This is a genomic window from Legionella pelazae, assembly GCF_052527395.1.
The window spans coordinates 12,049-29,846 of the sequence record NZ_JBNVZS010000014.1; the positions used below are offsets into that span (position 1 = coordinate 12,049).

A 17,798-nucleotide genomic window follows, 5' to 3' on the forward strand; every position below is an offset into this window, starting at 1 on the left:
GATTAAATATGCCAAGAGTTAAACGAGGCGTGACAGCTAAAGCACGTCATAAAAAGGTTTTAAGCCAAGCGAAGGGTTACTATGGTGCTCGCAGTCGTACTTATCGGGTAGCAAAACAAGCAGTCATTAAAGCTGGTCAATATGCTTATCGAGACCGACGTCAAAGAAAACGTCAGTTCCGGGCGTTATGGATTACTCGAATCAATGCGCAAGCAAGAGAATGCGGTTTATCTTATAGCCGTTTAATCGATGGCTTAAAAAAGGCTGCTATAGAACTAGATAGAAAAGTACTCGCTGATATGGCTGTATATGATAAAGTTGCTTTTGCAGCCATTGCTGAGAAAGCAAAAGCAGCATTGCAATAAATTAGGTTAATTAATTTAAATCCAAATATAATTAATCTTTTAAATTTATTGCATTGGTATAGCGCCTATCATTTAGCTTTAGACAAGAAGGCGCAAGCGCGAGAGGCAAGGGAGTGTACAAACAGTACATGACCGAAGACGAATGAGCTTGCAACGCAGTATAAAGTTAAATAATAGGCGCTATATCGTGATAACGAGGAGGCTTTTGCCTCCTTTTTACTGTAGGTAATATCATGCAACATATCACCGACTTACAACTTCAAGCTATTGAAGCGATCGAACAAGCTCAAGATATTAATAATCTTGAAGCTATACGAGTTGATTACTTGGGAAAAAAAGGTAAATTAACTGACATTTTAAAATCGCTTGCTAAATTAAGTGTGGAAGAAAGGCCTAAGGTAGGCCAGTTAGTTAATCAAGCTAAGCAAACAGTTAATGCTCGTATTGAAGATAAACTGTTGCAGTTAAAAGAATTACAATTAAAAGAAAAACTATCTGCTGAGCAGATTGATGTTACTTTAGCAGGGCGACAGAATAAATATGGCGCTTCTCATCCTATCACCCAAGTAAGACAGCAGATTAATGATTATTTCAGCCGATTGGGATTTGACATTGTTAGTGGCCCTGAAATCGAAACAGACTATTATAACTTTGAAGCATTAAATATTCCTAGCCACCATCCGGCACGTGCTATGCACGATACTTTTTATTTTGGTGATGGTCATTTGTTACGAACGCACACTTCACCTGTGCAAATTCGAACGATGGAGCAGCGCCAACCGCCGCTACGTCTGATTGCGCCTGGTCGTGTGTATCGTTGTGATTCTGATCTAACACATACTCCGATGTTTCACCAAGTTGAAGGATTGTTAATCGATGAGCATACTACACTGACCCATTTGCGTGGCTTATTGCAGGATTTCTTTGCTTATTTTTTTGGTAGAGAGTTAGCATTACGCTTTAGACCTTCTTATTTTCCTTTTACAGAACCTTCTGCAGAGGTTGATATTGAATGTACCCAGTGCTTTGGTAAAGGTTGTCGTTCCTGTAAATTCACTGGCTGGCTTGAAGTACTAGGCTGTGGTATGGTTCATCCTAATGTCTTAAAGGCTGTAAATATCCCTATAGAACAATATCAAGGCTGGGCCTTTGGGATGGGGATTGATAGATTAGCAATGCTCTATTTTGGTATCGATGATTTAAGAATGATGTTTGAAAATGAGCTAGCCTTTTTAAAGCAATTTTGAATAACTATAACTAATGTAAGTTCAGCATCAAATAACTTTTATAACGTTAAACAGCTATTGTCAGAATAAGTTCGTTTTTACGCTAAAAATTAGCATTAATTTAATGTCGATCTTACGTTAATTAATTATGTAAGCGGATAGTAGGCGGATGAATCAATGAAAGTAAGTGAAAATTGGTTACGAGAATGGGTCAATCCTGCGTTAAATACTGAGCAATTAGCCTCCGTATTAACTATGGCAGGATTAGAAGTTGATGCAGTTAATCCTGTTGCTGGTACATTTAATAACGTCATTGTAGCGCAAATTATTCAGACAAAACCTCATCCCCAAGCTGATAGATTAACACTTTGTGAAGTTGATATAGGCAAAGAGAAGCCTTTAAAAGTTGTATGTGGTGCTACAAATGTGCGAGCAGGATTAAAAGTGGCTCTCGCTCAAATAGGCGCTATATTACCTAATGATTTGGTAATTAAAGAGACAAAAATTCGAGGTGAACTTTCACAAGGTATGCTTTGCTCTGTTGCAGAACTAGGTTTGCTAGATACCTCTGAAGGCATTATTGAACTGGCTAAAGATGCGCCGCTAGGAAAAGATTTACGGGATTATTTAGCGCTTAACGATAGTGTTTTAGATATTGATTTAACGCCTAATCGAGCAGATTGTTTAAGTGTTATTGGCGTAGCCCGAGAAGTAGCCGCCTTAACTCAATCCAGTTTAATGCCCATATCTACTACTGAGGTCAAACCAGAAATTGATGAGGTAAAAGCAGTTAACTTGGTTGCCTTAGAAGCATGTCCTCAATATTGTGGACGAGTTATATGTGGTATTAATTCTCAAGCCGTGACACCACTTTGGATGCAAGAGCGCTTAAGACGGTCAGGACAACGTGCTATTCATCCTATCGTTGATATCACAAATTATGTGATGTTAGAACTTGGGCAGCCAATGCACGCTTTTGATTTTAATTATTTAAAAGGTGATATTGTTGTTCGCTACAGTAATAAAAATGAAAGCATCGAATTACTTGACGGTCAACAGCTAAGCCTACCAGAAGGCGTATTGTTAATTGCAGATAATAAAGAACCACTCGCAGTTGCTGGTGTAATGGGAGGGGCTCAAAGTGCTGTTAATGAAACAACAGTTGATATTTTCCTAGAAAGTGCTTTTTTTAGTCCTCCGGTCATTGCAAAAGTAGCGAGACGATTCGGTATATTTACAGATTCCGCACAGCGATTTGAACGAGGAGTGGATCCTAATTTACAAGTTATTGCTATGGAAAGAGCGACTGCTTTAATTTTAGAGATCGCTGGAGGGCATGCTGGACCTACTATATTAAAAAAAGAGCAGCAATTTTTACCGGTTAATCAGCCTATTAACTTTAACCCGCTAAAAGTTAAAAAGCTAACTGGCTTAGATGTTTCAGAAGCAGAAACTAAGCAAATATTAACTCACTTAGGTATGTTTATTACTGAGAAAGAGAAGATGTGGCAAGTGACTGCACCTTCCTATCGCTTTGATATTCATTTAGATGTCGATTTAGTAGAAGAAGTAGTAAGGCTCTATGGTTATGACCGCATTCCAGGTAGCAAGATAGTCGCTCCTCTTGTAACCGGGGAAATTAATCTTTTAGAAGTTTTATCAATAAAATTTAATCATTTTTTTACTACAAGAAATTATTATGAAACAATAAGTTACAGTTTTGTTGACCCAGAGTTGCAACGAATTATTTGTCCTAATACAGAAGCATTAACCCTACTCAATCCAATTTCTTCTGAATTATCACAAATGCGCGTTAGTATGTGGCCTGGCCTAATTGCCTCGATGATTCATAATATTCATCGTCAGCAAACAACCATTAAATTTTATGAAAATGGTGTTATTTTTAATTCTATAAATGGAAAGATTCAGGAAGAAAATTGTGTGGCCGGTCTTTTAACAGGCGAATATTCGCCGTTAAGTTGGTTAGAAGAAAAACGCAAACTCGATTTTTATGATGCAAAAGGTGATTTAGAAGCATTATTTCGTTTATTGCACTTAAAAGATGTGTATTTTAAGCCAAGTGAACATCCTGCCTTACATCCAGGTAAAACAGCCGAGATTATTTGGCAGAATCAAACTATTGGTTGGTGCGGTGTCTTACATCCACGCATAGCGGATGCACTTGATCTTAGCGATGAAGTCATTCTTTTTGAATTAAAAACTCAAGCACTTACTACAAGTACGACTACACACTATTGCAAAATTTCTAAATACCCGCAGATCCGTCGCGATTTGTCTTTCTTAGTTAACAAAAATATCCTAGCTGAAGAGATTAAAATGGCTGTTATGCAGATAGTTAATCCACAGTTATTAAAGTCATTTGATATTTTTGATGTTTATACAGGTAAAGCTATTCCGGCGGATAAAAAGAGTTTAGCAATAGCTATAACACTACAAGATAATAATCGAACATTGATTGATGAAGAGATCAATGAAATAATTAGTGCTATAATCAAGGAACTAACTGGTAAATTTGCAATTACATTGAGGGACTAACCGTGAATGCTCTAAGTAAAGCGATGATTGCTGAGACTTTGTTTTCTGAGTTAAACCTAAGTAAACAAGACGCAAAAGAAATGGTAGAACAGTTTTTTGAAACTATCAGATATGCTCTTGAAAATGGACAGCACGTAAAGTTATCAGGTTTTGGTAATTTTAATCTTCGAGATAAGCCGCAGCGCCCGGGGCGTAACCCTAAAACAGGCCAAGAAATACCTGTGGTTGCTCGCCGCGTGGTGACATTTAAACCTGGTCTTAAACTTAAAACAAGAATAGAAGAACGAGGAAAATAATCATTTGAGTCATTATCTTAAACATGTATTTGTCTGCACAAATCAAAAAGCAGCTGGTAAGGTATGCTGTGCTAATACAGGCGGAGAAGAGTTTTTTGAGTACCTTCGAGCTAAGTTACTGGAGCTAGAATTATTTGGCCCAGGAAAAATTCGTGTCAGTAAATCAGGCTGTTTAGGTCGTTGTAGTTTAGGGCCATGTATTGTTATTTACCCAGAAGGTGTATGGTATCGATACGCTTCTACCGATGATATTGATGCAATTATTGCAAATCATTTAATGAACAATCAAGTTGTTCCTCAGCTTCTTATTGATAGCTCGCCAGATTTGCTTAATTAATTGTCTTTTAATTAGACAAGTTGCTAAGGGTAAATAAATAATATTTAAATTAACTTGGCTGAATAAAGAATAATCACCTTAGATCTTAGAATCTATACAAGTTTTGATGTATTTTACTTGTAGGTTACTGCAGTTTTAGTTAAAATCGCCCCTTCATAATTAGAAGATTACCAATTCTTACGAAGCGGTATGGAGTTATTTGATGAAAACATTTAGCGCCAAAGCTCACGAAGTGAAGCGTGACTGGTATATAATCGATGCAACTGATAAAGTATTAGGCCGTGTTGCAACTGAAATTGCACGCCGTCTACGCGGTAAACATAAAGCAGAATATACTCCCCATGTTGATACGGGAGATTATGTTGTAGTTATTAATGCTGATAAAATTACTGTGACAGGAAAGAAATTCAAAGAGAAAGTTTATTATCGACATTCTGGTTATCCTGGCGGTATTAAAGCGACTTCTTTTGATAAATTACAAGAGAGACATCCAGAGCGGGTTATAGAATTAGCAGTAAAAGGTATGTTACCTAAGAATGTATTAGGTAGGCAAATGTACCGTAAACTAAAAGTTTATGCTGGTAGTGAACATCCGCATACCGCGCAGCAACCTAAAGAACTTGAGATTGAGGAATAAGTATTATGGCTGAAATGCAGCAATACTATGGTACTGGTCGCCGAAAAAGCTCAACAGCGAGAGTTTTCTTACGTCCTGGAAAAGGTAACATTATAGTTAATAATCGTCCGTTAGAAGATTATTTTGGTCGCGAAACATCTTGTATGATAGTTCGCCAACCATTAGAAACTGTTGATGTTGTAGAGAAATTTGATATTTATGCAACTGTAGTTGGCGGAGGTATTTCTGGCCAAGCTGGTGCGGTGCGTCTAGGTATAGCTCGAGCCCTGGTTGCTTATGATGAGCATGATTTAGCTGAAGATGCTGAACCATTTGAAGATTCTTATCGACGTAAACTACGAGTACGTGGCTTATTAACTCGCGATTCTCGTCGAGTTGAGCGTAAAAAGGTTGGCTTACATAAAGCTCGTCGTGCGACTCAGTACTCAAAACGTTAATATTAAATTTATACTTGTTTAAACGTATGAATTTAAAATGATGCTACGCTAATGGAGTCCACTTTATTTAATTGATTTTAAATTAAAGTGGATTTTATTTGGTTATAAATTTTATTATATTCAATCAATATACCGATAATCCTAAATCCTTAAAGAATTATTCCGTTTGACTTATCTATCGTTTTTATCTCTTCCACCCTTATTAATTCTTTGATATAACTTGCATTTATAATACTGTAATACTCAACTTTATTTATGTACATAAAGAATTAAAGTAACGTGAGTTCGACATAAGAGAACTGAAAGCTCTCTTATGCCGCTAAACGAACGTTATCCCGTAAAATGCGAAGCATTTGTGCGGGATCTAGATCAAAAATAGACAAATTTGCCATAAAAGATATCCGATATCTTTTATGGCAAATTCACGTTAAAGTAACATTGCTTGTAAATACGCATGAGTGTTAGTAGTTATTTAGTTTAATATCTATAAAGGATGATAAATAGTGACAGATGATAATGAGCATACTCCTGATGTGCTCCTTTCTCAGGAAGAGATTGATGAAAAACGACGTAAATTTCTCTTAACAGCAACTGGCGTATTAGGGGGTATCGGAGCTGCTTGTGCGTTAACTCCTTTTATATCATCATGGTTGCCGAGTGCTAAAGCGCAGGCAGCTGGCGCACCCGTCGAGGTAGATTTAAGTAAACTTGAACCTGGTCAGCAAGCTACTGTCGAGTGGCGAGGGCGACCTGTTTGGATAATACGCCGTACCAAAGCAATGCTTGAACAATTAGCAGGGGCTGAGGATCAGCTACGAGATCCAGAGTCTTTGGTTGAGCAGCAACCTGCCTATGCTAAAAATAAATATCGATCTATAAGGCCAGAATACTTAGTTTTAGTTGGTATTTGTACTCATTTAGGGTGTTCCCCTAAATACACACCGCAGGTGAATGAACTTGGTCCGAATTGGCGTGGTGGTTTTTATTGCCCCTGTCATGGATCAACTTTTGATCTTGCTGGAAGGGTTTTTAAAGGCGTGCCCGCGCCTATTAATTTGGAGGTACCTCCATATCGTTTTGTTAATGAGCATGTCATTATAATTGGCGAAGATGAGCAACAAGGATAGGTGATCTATGCGTGGTTTGATAAATTGGGTTGATGAGCGCTTCCCACTGCTTAGTACCTGGAAAAATCATATTAGTGAATACCCTGCACCAAAGAACCTTAATTTTTTCTATTTTTTTGGATCATTAGCAACCATTATATTAATAAGCCAAATTGTGACTGGCCTATGGTTAACGATGTTTTATACGCCTTCAGCCGACCAAGCTTTCGCCTCGGTTGAATACATTATGCGTGACGTTAATTATGGCTGGCTTTTACGCTATATGCATTCTACTGGTGCGTCTGCATTTTTTATTGTTGTCTATATTCACATGTTTAGGGGAATTTTATATGGCTCCTATCAAAATCCCCGCGAATTAATTTGGCTTTTAGGTATGGCCTTATTTATATTGTTGTTAGCAGAGGCTTTTTTTGGTTATCTTTTGCCTTGGGGGCAAATGTCATATTGGGGAGCGCAGGTTATTACCTCTTTATTTGGCGCTATTCCTTTTGTGGGTGATAGTTTAGTTGTTTGGCTTCGAGGCGACTATACGGTGGCTAACGCAACATTGCAGCGTTTTTTTGCTCTGCATGTAGTGGGCGTACCTATATTACTTTTATTTCTTGTTTTTCTTCATATTGTTGCTTTGCATAAAGTAGGATCGAATAATCCCGAAGGTATTGAGATTAAGAAAACACTAGATGAAGAGGGTAAGCCGATAGATAGTATTCCATTTCATCCTTACTATACTCTGAAAGATTCAGTAGGTTTAATCGTTTTTTTAATCTTATTTTTTGCTATTGTTTGCTTTGCGCCAGAAATGTATGGTTATTTTTTAGAACATGCTAATTTCACTGCAGCAGATCCTATGGTTACCCCTACACATATTGCTCCAGTTTGGTATATGACGCCTTTTTACGCCATATTACGTGCTATTCCTGATAAATTATTTGGCGTAATTGCCATGGTTGCATCAATATTCATTCTTGCTTTCTTACCCTGGTTAGATAGAAGTGCTGTTCGGTCAATGCGTTATAAAGGATATTACTCACGCATTGCACTTGCTTTATTTGTTATTAGTTTTATTGGCTTAGGATATCTAGGTACAGTACCTGTAACAACTAATAGACAATATTTAGCCCGTCTATTTACTTTTATCTATTTTGCTTATTTTTTCTTAATGCCTTTTTATACACGCATCGAAAGATGTAAGACCGTACCGCTAAGGATTAGCCGATGAAGATGAGACTGCGTATGAGACTTTATTGCAACAGCCCATTGTTAAGTTTCGGCAGTATTCAAATTCGCATGAATTTCATTAAACAATTTATTGTTTTATTAGTTAGCCTGACTATTGCAACGGTTTCTTATGCACTTGAGAACGAGGATGTCCCAATGCTGCCTGTTGAAATAGATTTACATGACCAAGCAGGCTTGCAAAGAGGCGCGAAGCTTTTTATGAATTACTGTTCTGGCTGTCATTCTTTAAAATTTATGCGCTACAATCAAATGGCGAATGATTTGGGCTTAACCACCTTTGACGGCGAAGTAGATAAAGATTTATTGTTTAATAACTTGGTTTTTACTCATGCTAAACTTCATGATCCGATTGAAATAGCATTACCTGCTGTAGATGCTAAACAGTGGTTTGGTACAGTTCCTCCGGATTTATCTCTAATTGCTCGAGTACGAGGACCATCCTGGTTATATACATTCTTAAAGAGTTTCTATGCCGATCCAAGTCGCCCTTTTGGCAGTAATAATCTATTAATTCCAGGAGTGGCAATGCCTAACGTATTAGCGCCTTTGGCGGGACAAGTCATTGCAGTTAGAAAAAATAATCAAAAAACAGGCCCTATTGACTATTTACTAAAAATTAGTGATGGCGAAATGACTACTCACGAGTTTGATAACGCTGTTGAAGATTTAGTAAATTTTTTAACATATGTGGGTGAACCGGTTCAATTAACGCGCTATCGGATAGGCGTTTTTATTATTGCCTTTTTAAGTATCTTTTTAATCGTTGTCTATCTACTTAAAAGAAGCTACTGGCAGCGTTTACCTCATTAAATGTTGTAATTTTCGCTGTAGGGCGGTCGTTGGAATTACTACAAACAGTAGAAAAGTTAAGTGCAAAAAAAGTGAAAAATTCATCTTTAATAAACATCATAATAAAATTTGTGTTAAAATGTTGCCTTTTGACAAGCCTTAAGCACAATTAACGATCGACGAGGAGTCCGTAATGGCTATTGTAGCAAAGCGCACTATTATGTCTCTTTACTCAGATAATGATGATGTTTACAGTCATCAAGTTCGCATAGTTTTAGCAGAAAAAGGGGTTAATGTAGAAATTCTTCCTGCAAAGCAAGGTGAGGTCAATACGCATTTACTAAATATTAATCCGTATGGCACAGTTCCTACTTTAATTGACAGAGAGTTGGTGCTCTATGAAGCTAGAATCATTATGGAATATTTAGATGAGCGCTTCCCTCATCCACCTTTATTGCCAGTTTATCCTGTTGCTCGTGCAGAAGCACGCAAGATGATGCATCGAATTGAGCAGGATTGGTATGATTTATTACAGCGAATTAAACAAAATGACGAGCCTGAAGAAGCGCGCCAACATTTACTAGAAAGTTTAGTTAGTCTTGAGCCCGTTTTTGCAGATAAACCTTATTTCCTTAGCGAGGAGTTCTCTTTATTAGACTGCGCATTAGCTCCTTTATTGTGGCGGCTACCACAATTAGGTATTATAATTCCTGAGCAAGTAAAAGGCGTACATGCTTATATGCAGCGATTATTTAAGCGTGATTCGTTTCAAGCTAGTTTAACAGAGACTGAGCGACAATTACGGGCAGCGTAAAATGACAATGACCTCAAACAGACCTTATCTAATTCGAGCTATATATGATTGGATTGTAGATAACAATCTTACTCCTCATATTCTGGTTAATGCGGAGCATCCCGATGTACAAGTCCCACAGGATTATGTAAATGGTGGCAGAATTGTACTCAATATTTCGCCGCAGGCCTGCCGCGGATTACATTTAGAAAATGATCGCGTTGTTTTTACCGCACGTTTTTCTGGTGTGACGCATCAAATTTTTGTTGTTCCCGCAGCTATTTTAGCAATTTATGCTAAAGAGAATGGTCGAGGCATGGAATTTGGTGAAGAATACAATGAGCCAGCAGCACCATCAGGGAATGCCACAGAGCAAAAAGGTCGAAATAGGCCTGCTTTAAAATTAATTAAAAAGGATGAATCCTAGTAGAATAAATTCTGCTACATAATCATCTAAGTGTATTCTACATTATTCTAACTTAGGTATTAAGTTAGAATAATGTAGACATCAATGCGATGGTATTAAATTAATAGTGATTTAGTTCTATCGAGACTTCAAGCTATATGTGATTCACAAGATTGCGGAGTCAGCATGACATCTGATATTGCGCTTTTTCATACTAACTTAATCAGAGATTGTGAGCGAGCTGCAACGGTTGATTATCAAATGACTGAATCAGAACTCATGTCTTTAGCAGGCGCTGCAGCATTTAAATCATTAAAGCGATTATTTCCTACTGTACAAAAAATTATTGTTTATTGTGGTAGTGGTAATAATGCTGGTGATGGTTATATAGTGGCTCGTCTTGCTTATCAAGCTGGTTACTCGGTGATGATTAATCAATACAAACCTATTGACCAGCTCCCAGTTGGTGCTCAAAAAGCTGCCCTAGACGCAATAGATGCTGGCGTTTCCTGTCATTATATGGATGATATGATAGAAGATGATGCTGATTTAATTGTTGACGCACTATTGGGGATTGGTTTAAAAGGCTCAGTTAAAGAACCCATTCTTAGTGCAATTAATCAAATTAATGAAAGTGGTTTGCCTGTGTTGGCTATTGATATTCCGTCAGGTTTAAATGCTGATACAGGTGCTGTTATGGGTAACTGCGTTCGAGCCACAGCAACGATAACCTTTATTGGTTATAAATTAGGTATGATGACTTTAGATGGCCCGGATTACTGTGGGAAAGTCATTTTAAATAATTTGAAATTAGAACATTGTTTAAGTCAGCTTACTCCAACAGGTTATCTTTTAGAAAAATCCGAATTTGTTTCTTTACTACCGAAAAGACTTAAAAATTGTCATAAGGCTGATTTTGGCCACATATTAGTTATTGGAGGTGGCTATGGCATGCCAGGTTCCATTTGTTTAGCAGCCCAAGCTGCTTTAAGAGTTGGAGCGGGCTTGGTAACTATCGCAACTCAATCTTATTATGCAAAGCAAGCAGTAGCTAATTTACCTGAGGTAATGATTTATGGTGTAGAACAAGCAAAGGATATTTTGCCTTTGCTTGCTAAAGCAACTGTGTGCGTGATTGGGCCCGGCTTGGGAACCGATCTTTGGGCACAAGAATTGTTTAACCAAGTTATTACCTCACAATTGCCCATGATCATTGATGCTTCGGCACTCCGCTTACTTGCCCAGTCGCCTCAGTATGATGATAATTGGATCTTAACGCCTCATCCAGGTGAAGCAGCAAGTTTGCTTCAGTGCTCAACGCAAGAAGTACAATCTGATCGTTACGAGGCGGTTAATCATTTACAAGCTAAATTCGGTGGCAATGTGGTTTTAAAAGGGGTTGGCTCTTTAATCCGTACTGATGAACCAGAAACTTACCTTTGTCGAGCTGGGAATCCGGGTATGGCTACTGCTGGAATGGGAGATGTATTAAGTGGCGTTATTGCTGGTTTATGCGCACAAAAGCTAGCACTTGCTGATGCGACTAAATTAGGGGTATGGCTACATGCAAGTGCGGCTGACAAAGCAGCTCAGGATAAAGGAGAGCGAGGTTTAATCGCCAGTGATTTAATGCCTTATTTGCGAACTTTAGTTAATACATTAACCGTGTAGCAATTTATTTATGCATAAACAGATTATCCATTTACCTAATCAAGAAAAATGTGAACAGCAAGCTAGGCATTTAGCGCATTGTATAGTTGCGCCCTTAATTTGTACGTTTAAGGGAGATATGGGTAGCGGTAAAACAACCTTTATACGTGCCATGTTGCGTGAATTAGGGATTACCTCAGCGATTAAAAGTCCAACATTTTCATTAGTGGAAAGTTATACATGCCAGGACTTGCAAATTCACCATTTTGATCTGTATCGTATAGTAGAAGAGTCTGAACTTGATTACATTGGCTTTAATGAATACTTTGGTGAAAATACAATCTGTTGCATAGAATGGCCAGAAAAAGCACCGCTTAGGTTAATAAAAGTTGATCTTTGTCTTACTTTAGATATTGTGAATGACGGTAATGAGCGTAAATTAACTATGGAAGCAGGTAGTCCTATTGGAAAACAGGTTTTGTCTTGCCTTATAGGTAAACAATGAGAATACAGATAATAGTGTTTTCTTTATGCATGCTTTTTAGCTTTACTCTAAGCGCTGCTAAATTAAAGGGAATTGAAATAAGGCAGGATTCGGGTAAGGCATCATTATTATTTAACTTAGATAAAGCTATTAATCATAAAATATTTACTTTAACCAATCCAGACCGTGTCGTTGTTGATTTAGAAAACACTGAACTTGCTTTTGATTTATATAAACTTAATTTAAACAGTAACTTAATCACTCGTGTGCGTAGTGGTTATCGGAATAAATACACATTGCGGTTAGTTTTCGAAGTAGCAGATAAAGTAATGCTTGATGCTAAACCTTGGAATACCTTAACCAAAAATCGAAGTGGTTTTTCGCTAAATATTTCAGCCAATCACTTAGGCCTTATGGCAAAGTCTATAAAAACTGCGCCACCTCTTTCAACATTACCTATTAATAAGCAGGTTAAAAAACCATTAAGAGATGTTATTGTAGTACTCGATCCTGGCCATGGTGGTAAGGATCCAGGTGCTATCGGCCCAAGGCATACAGCTGAGAAAAATGTAACGCTAGCAATTGCAACCAAGTTAAAACAGATTATAAATAAACAACCTGGTATGCGCGCAGTATTAACTCGAACAGGCGATTATTATGTGGGTTTGCGCGAACGTTTAGCTATTGCAAGAAAATACAATGGTGATGTTTTTATCTCAATTCACGCTGATGCTTTTATTAATCGTGACTCGAGTGGCGCTTCTGTTTTTGCCCTATCACAGCGGGGCGCAACAAGTGAAGCGGCTCGTTGGTTAGCAGAAAAGGAAAATTATTCTGAGTTAGGCGGTGTTAACTTAGCGGATTTAGATGATCAAAGCGGCCTTGTCCGTACTGTTCTTATTGATTTATCACAAACTGCTACCATTGGTGCAAGTCTTCATATGGGTGAGAAAGTATTACGAAATTTAAATACATTAACTAAATTACATAACAATAAAGTTGAACAAGCTCGTTTTATGGTACTAAAATCGCCTGATATTCCTTCTATTTTAATTGAAACGGGTTTTATTACTAATCCGCGTGAGGAGCGTAATTTAACAAGTGCATACTATCAAACACGGTTAACACAATCGATTTTCCAGGGCCTTAAGGGTTATTTTTGGGAGTATCCTCCCCATGGGACGCATATAGAAGTCCTGGTAAATAGTAAAATGCGCTTTACTCTAGATAATAAATTATCAAAAAGTATTGCAAATCAACATATCTCAACAGTAGCATTAGACCCTAGTAAGTCATGGTCTAAGAAAACTTAGAACCAATTAATCTATAGAGTAGCTGTATCTTTTATGAGAATCCATCAATTATCTACTGAAGTTGCCAATCAAATTGCTGCCGGAGAAGTGATTGAACGGCCTGCGTCGGTGGTTAAAGAATTATTAGAAAATGCGCTAGATGCAGAAGCTGATGTTATTCATATTGATATAGGCTTTGGTGGCTTAAATCAAATTAAAATCAGTGATAATGGTGTAGGTATTGTTGCTGAAGATTTACCTTTAGCTATTGCACCTCATGCCACAAGTAAAATATCTAAGCTTGAAGATTTAGCTGCTATAGAAAGCTTAGGTTTTCGGGGAGAAGCGCTTGCAAGTATTGCATCAGTCTCTAAGCTTACTATTAGCTCAAAGCCTGCAATGCAAGAACATGGGATGCTACTAGAGTATCAAAATCAAGAAGCTAAATTAAGGCCATTTCCACGAGCCAAAGGAACAACGGTTGATGTCTGCGATTTATTTTATAATGCCCCTGTGCGTAAAAAATTTCTTAAAACAGAACAAACGGAATTTCAGGCTATTGATAATTTAGTAAGACGTTTTGCTTTAAGTGCGCCTCATGTCACGATTAAACTAAATCATAATGGTAAACCGACCCTATCTCTACCTGCTGCTACCCAAGAGGTTTTACAGCAAGCGCGTATTAGTCGATTGCTAGGTAAGCAATTTATTGAGAATGCAATGTATCTTGATGCTGAGCATAATGGCGTCAAGCTTTACGGCTGGATAAGTGATATTCATTACCAGCGTAGCCAAAATGATAAAGTATGGGTCTATATTAATGGCCGTATGGTAAAAGATAAATTAGTTAATCATGCCATTAAACAAGTCTATGAACCTATTCTTTATCCTGGACGCCATCCTGCTTGTATTTTGTATTTAGTGATTGATCCTCAAGAAATTGATGTTAATGTTCACCCAACTAAGCATGAAGTACGTTTCCAGCAGCCGCGTTTAATTCATGATTTTATTAACACGCAGTTACGTCATACTCTAAATTTACCAGTGCATCTAAACTCTTCTTTTTCTAAAGAATGGCCAAAGCGCCAATTAACGAAAGAGCCCCTACGCGTACAAGAAAATAGTGAAGCATTTAATTGGTTAGTACAGCAAGGCCAGGCACAAAGTAATTTTAAATGGTTGCAACTTTATAAACGATTTTTGCTTATTTATATGGGCCAAAAGCCTTATCTAGTAGATTTACTGAAGCTACAGCAACATTGGCTGCAGCATATACTCCAAACAAGCACCTTACCTTTAGCCTCACGAGCCTTACTTGTACCTGTTTATAATGATATTCCTAAGCTATCTTTTGAAGATTTACAATTAGCAAGAGAGCTCTTACTTAAAGTAGGGATTGATATTCAACTTACAGAAGACAACAGGATAATTATTTACTCTTTACCTCAATTGATTCCCAATTTAAACCTTAAACCTTTTCTTATCTCTTTCTTTGCGTTGTCTTATTTTAATCTAGATTCACTTATTAAGTTATTAATTGAGAATTGTAGTCTAAATGATATCCCTATTACAGAAGAGCAGTGCATAAACTATATTTCTTATTTAGAAAAAAATCAGCTTGCTTTAGAAAAATTGCAAGCTATTAAGTATTTATCTAATGAAGTTTGTCAGAGTTTATTAAATGTTGAATAATATTTTTTGTCTATTAGGACCTACTGCTTCAGGGAAAACAGAGCTGGCTACTGAATTAGTTAAGCGCTTTCCTTTTGAGATTATCAGTGTTGACTCAGCTATGATTTATCGTGAGATGGACATTGGTACAGCAAAACCAACATCAGCGGAACTGGCATTAACGCCACATCATTTAATTGACATTTTAGATCCGCCAGAAGCGTTCTCGGCTGCTGAATTTTGTAAAGAAGCGCAAAAATTATGTGATGCGATTTTTAAGGCAGGTAAAATCCCCTTATTAGTAGGTGGTACGATGATGTATTTTAATGCCTTTCAGCAAGGTTTATCTGTTTTGCCTGAAGCAGATAAGGAAACACGCAATCATCTACTTGAGCAGGCACGTTGTTTCGGCTGGGAAAAATTGCATGCTGATCTAACCGTTATTGATCCTTTTTCTGCTACAAAGATTCATCAACGTGACACCCAGCGAATTCAGCGTGCTCTTGAAGTTTTCTATGTTACTGGAAAGCCCTTATCTTCTTTTCTAATTGAACGACAACAAGTGCCTTATTCTTATACCAATATTATCTTATTTCCAGAAGAACGAGCTTGGCTTCATCAGCGTATTGCTAAACGATTTGACCAAATGTTAAGTTTAGGATTTATTAAAGAGGTAGAACTATTATTAGATAAATGGCATTTACCGCCAAGTTGCCCTGCTATGCGTTGCGTTGGTTATCGCCAGGCTTATGATTACCTTTTAGGCAAGGATAACTTTAATCATTTTCGGGAGAAAGGGATTGCAGCAACAAGACAGCTTGCTAAGAGACAATTAACCTGGCTGCGTCGTTGGTCAGAAAGTAATATTTTTGCCTGCGATAAGCCGCAAGGCTTAAGTAAAGTAATGGCGTTGGTCACTAAAATATTAGATAATCGCCAAAGTTGAAGGGCATTGTTGCGTGGATAATAAATGTCATTCCCGCGCAGGCGGGAATCCATCTAAAAATTAACTTCAGTGCTAATTGATGAATAGATCCCCACCTGCGGGGATGACATAAGATTTTCGGGATGATATAGGTTTTTGGTTATAGTTAGCTCTCAAACTTATCCACGCAACAATGTCAAAGTTGAGGTAACTTCTTCTTTTAGCTACTCTAAAAGAATTTTCACTTAAGTTAATCACTTAAATAATTGTGTATTAATTTATAAACTAAGGAGAATTCAATGTCTCAGTCGCATAAACAGCCGCCAAGTGCAAAGCGAGAATATATTATCTATCCTAAAGATTTGCCATTGAGCTGCCCAACCGATGAAATGGAACTATGGAATGCTCATCCAAAAGTTTATCTTCCTATAGAAAAGACCGGTGAATTTGTTTGTCCTTATTGTAGTGCTCACTTCATACTAAAAAATGATTAATTCCATTTGTATTGTGCGTTTATCTGCGTTAGGTGACGTACTAATGACAGTTCCTTTAATTCGCACTCTGCAAGCACAGTTACCACAAGCAAAAATTACCTGGGTTATTTCTAGGCCTGCCTATGATTTAGTCGAAGGCATGCAAGGTGTAGAATTTATTGTGATTCCAAAGCCTAATTCTATAAAAGATTACTGGCAGTTTAAAAAAACTTTAAAAGGTCGCCGTTTTGATGTTTTACTGGCTGCTCAATCAAGTTTTCGAGCTAATTTACTTTATGCCTTCATTAAAGCAAAACGAAAAATAGGCTATGATCCATTACGTGCTAAAGATGGGCATAAATGGTTTATTAACGAAACAATTAAACCAGGAAATGATCATACGTTAGAGGCTTTCTTAAAATTTGCCGAAGTTTTGGGCATAGAGGAAAAAGTATTAAAATGGAATCTACCCATTACAGCCGCAGACTACCAGTGGACGCATCACTATCTTACTTTCGAGCAACCAGTTTTGCTTGTTAACCCAGCAGCAAGCAAACCGGAACGGAGTTGGCCTATTAGTCGGTATGTTGAAGTGATTCGTTATGCTCAATCTCAATGGCAGATGCAAGTGGTTCTAACTGGTGGGCCAGGTGCTTATGATCGTTTCTTAGCCGACGCTATTCAAAAACAGGTTACTTGCATTGATTTAGTTGGTAAAACCAAGCCTAAACAACTATTAGCTCTAATAAGTCAGGCAACTGTTCTACTCTGTCCAGATACAGGTCCATCCCATATGGCTGCAGCTGTAGGCACACCGGTTGTAGCTTTACATGCTGTAACAAGTGCCCAAGTTTCTGGCCCCTATATTTACCGGAATTTGGCTGTTGACTGTTATCCTCTAGCAGTACAACAAATCCTTAAAAAAGCGCCAAACGAGAATAAATGGGGCACACATGTACACGGTAATGAGACAATGAAACTCATAACGGTAGAGGCCGTACTGAAAAAATTAAATATTGCTAAAAATATCAAGAAAACAAAGCCATTTGCAGATCAGTTAAAGTTTGAAGAATTTATCAAACTTTAACTGACTAT

Annotated in this window: 19 protein-coding genes; all 19 read left to right on the top strand. The window is 37.6% G+C overall.

Annotation, left to right across the window (positions count from 1 at the left end; genetic code table 11):
• Positions 1-8 precede the first annotated feature (8 nt).
• The 19 genes from rplT (at position 9) to ACQUW5_RS12785 (ending at position 17,790) form a co-directional block, all read left to right on the top strand.
• A complete protein-coding gene (gene rplT, locus ACQUW5_RS12695) occupies positions 9-365 on the top strand; it encodes a 50S ribosomal protein L20 (RefSeq protein ID WP_444991632.1) in 357 nt (118 codons plus the stop codon).
• A 233-nt stretch (positions 366-598) separates the two neighbouring features.
• Complete coding sequence (pheS, locus tag ACQUW5_RS12700) at positions 599-1,612, top strand: phenylalanine--tRNA ligase subunit alpha (RefSeq protein WP_444991633.1); 1,014 nt, start codon at positions 599-601, stop codon at positions 1,610-1,612.
• A gap of 156 nt (positions 1,613-1,768) precedes the next feature.
• Positions 1,769-4,147: a phenylalanine--tRNA ligase subunit beta gene (gene pheT, locus ACQUW5_RS12705; RefSeq protein WP_444991635.1), complete on the top strand. Its 2,379-nt coding sequence runs from the start codon at positions 1,769-1,771 to the stop codon at positions 4,145-4,147.
• Between the two features lie 2 nt (positions 4,148-4,149).
• Entirely contained in the window at positions 4,150-4,443 is a 294-nt protein-coding gene (locus tag ACQUW5_RS12710) for an integration host factor subunit alpha (protein ID WP_444991636.1), read from the top strand.
• 4 nt (positions 4,444-4,447) lie between these two features.
• Positions 4,448-4,780 carry a (2Fe-2S) ferredoxin domain-containing protein gene (locus ACQUW5_RS12715; RefSeq protein ID WP_444991637.1) on the top strand — a complete coding sequence of 111 codons (333 nt, stop codon included), beginning with the start codon at positions 4,448-4,450 and terminating at the stop codon, positions 4,778-4,780.
• Between the two features lie 202 nt (positions 4,781-4,982).
• Positions 4,983-5,417 (top strand): 50S ribosomal protein L13, encoded by a 435-nt coding sequence (gene rplM, locus ACQUW5_RS12720; protein WP_444991638.1) that lies wholly within the window; start codon positions 4,983-4,985, stop codon positions 5,415-5,417.
• A 5-nt stretch (positions 5,418-5,422) separates the two neighbouring features.
• Entirely contained in the window at positions 5,423-5,854 is a 432-nt protein-coding gene (rpsI, locus tag ACQUW5_RS12725; RefSeq protein WP_444991639.1) for a 30S ribosomal protein S9, read from the top strand.
• Between the two features lie 503 nt (positions 5,855-6,357).
• On the top strand, positions 6,358-6,981 hold the full coding sequence (petA, locus tag ACQUW5_RS12730) for a ubiquinol-cytochrome c reductase iron-sulfur subunit (RefSeq protein ID WP_444991640.1): 624 nt from the start codon (positions 6,358-6,360) through the stop codon (positions 6,979-6,981).
• Between the two features lie 7 nt (positions 6,982-6,988).
• Complete coding sequence (locus ACQUW5_RS12735) at positions 6,989-8,200, top strand: cytochrome b (protein ID WP_444991641.1); 1,212 nt, start codon at positions 6,989-6,991, stop codon at positions 8,198-8,200.
• A 77-nt stretch (positions 8,201-8,277) separates the two neighbouring features.
• Complete coding sequence (locus ACQUW5_RS12740; RefSeq protein WP_444991702.1) at positions 8,278-9,030, top strand: cytochrome c1; 753 nt, start codon at positions 8,278-8,280, stop codon at positions 9,028-9,030.
• Between the two features lie 172 nt (positions 9,031-9,202).
• Positions 9,203-9,823: a stringent starvation protein SspA gene (gene sspA / locus ACQUW5_RS12745; protein WP_444991642.1), complete on the top strand. Its 621-nt coding sequence runs from the start codon at positions 9,203-9,205 to the stop codon at positions 9,821-9,823.
• Position 9,824: 1 nt separating this feature from the next.
• Positions 9,825-10,229, top strand: coding sequence for a ClpXP protease specificity-enhancing factor (locus tag ACQUW5_RS12750; RefSeq protein WP_444991643.1), 405 nt, complete (start codon positions 9,825-9,827; stop codon positions 10,227-10,229).
• Positions 10,230-10,394: 165 nt separating this feature from the next.
• A complete protein-coding gene (locus ACQUW5_RS12755) occupies positions 10,395-11,879 on the top strand; it encodes an NAD(P)H-hydrate dehydratase (protein WP_444991644.1) in 1,485 nt (494 codons plus the stop codon).
• A 10-nt stretch (positions 11,880-11,889) separates the two neighbouring features.
• The gene (tsaE, locus tag ACQUW5_RS12760; RefSeq protein ID WP_444991645.1) at positions 11,890-12,363 is read left to right on the top strand and encodes a tRNA (adenosine(37)-N6)-threonylcarbamoyltransferase complex ATPase subunit type 1 TsaE; all 474 of its coding nucleotides are present in this window, start codon (positions 11,890-11,892) and stop codon (positions 12,361-12,363) included.
• Positions 12,360-13,655: an N-acetylmuramoyl-L-alanine amidase gene (locus tag ACQUW5_RS12765; RefSeq protein ID WP_444991646.1), complete on the top strand. Its 1,296-nt coding sequence runs from the start codon at positions 12,360-12,362 to the stop codon at positions 13,653-13,655. Before tsaE ends, ACQUW5_RS12765 begins: the two co-directional genes overlap by 4 nt.
• 33 nt (positions 13,656-13,688) lie before the next feature.
• Positions 13,689-15,326 carry a DNA mismatch repair endonuclease MutL gene (gene mutL / locus ACQUW5_RS12770; RefSeq protein WP_444991647.1) on the top strand — a complete coding sequence of 546 codons (1,638 nt, stop codon included), beginning with the start codon at positions 13,689-13,691 and terminating at the stop codon, positions 15,324-15,326.
• Positions 15,316-16,251: a tRNA (adenosine(37)-N6)-dimethylallyltransferase MiaA gene (miaA, locus tag ACQUW5_RS12775; RefSeq protein WP_444991648.1), complete on the top strand. Its 936-nt coding sequence runs from the start codon at positions 15,316-15,318 to the stop codon at positions 16,249-16,251. Before mutL ends, miaA begins: the two co-directional genes overlap by 11 nt.
• Positions 16,252-16,529: 278 nt before the next feature.
• Entirely contained in the window at positions 16,530-16,724 is a 195-nt protein-coding gene (locus tag ACQUW5_RS12780) for a zinc-finger domain-containing protein (protein WP_444991649.1), read from the top strand.
• A gap of 43 nt (positions 16,725-16,767) precedes the next feature.
• Entirely contained in the window at positions 16,768-17,790 is a 1,023-nt protein-coding gene (locus tag ACQUW5_RS12785) for a glycosyltransferase family 9 protein (protein WP_444991650.1), read from the top strand.
• Positions 17,791-17,798 lie beyond the last annotated feature (8 nt).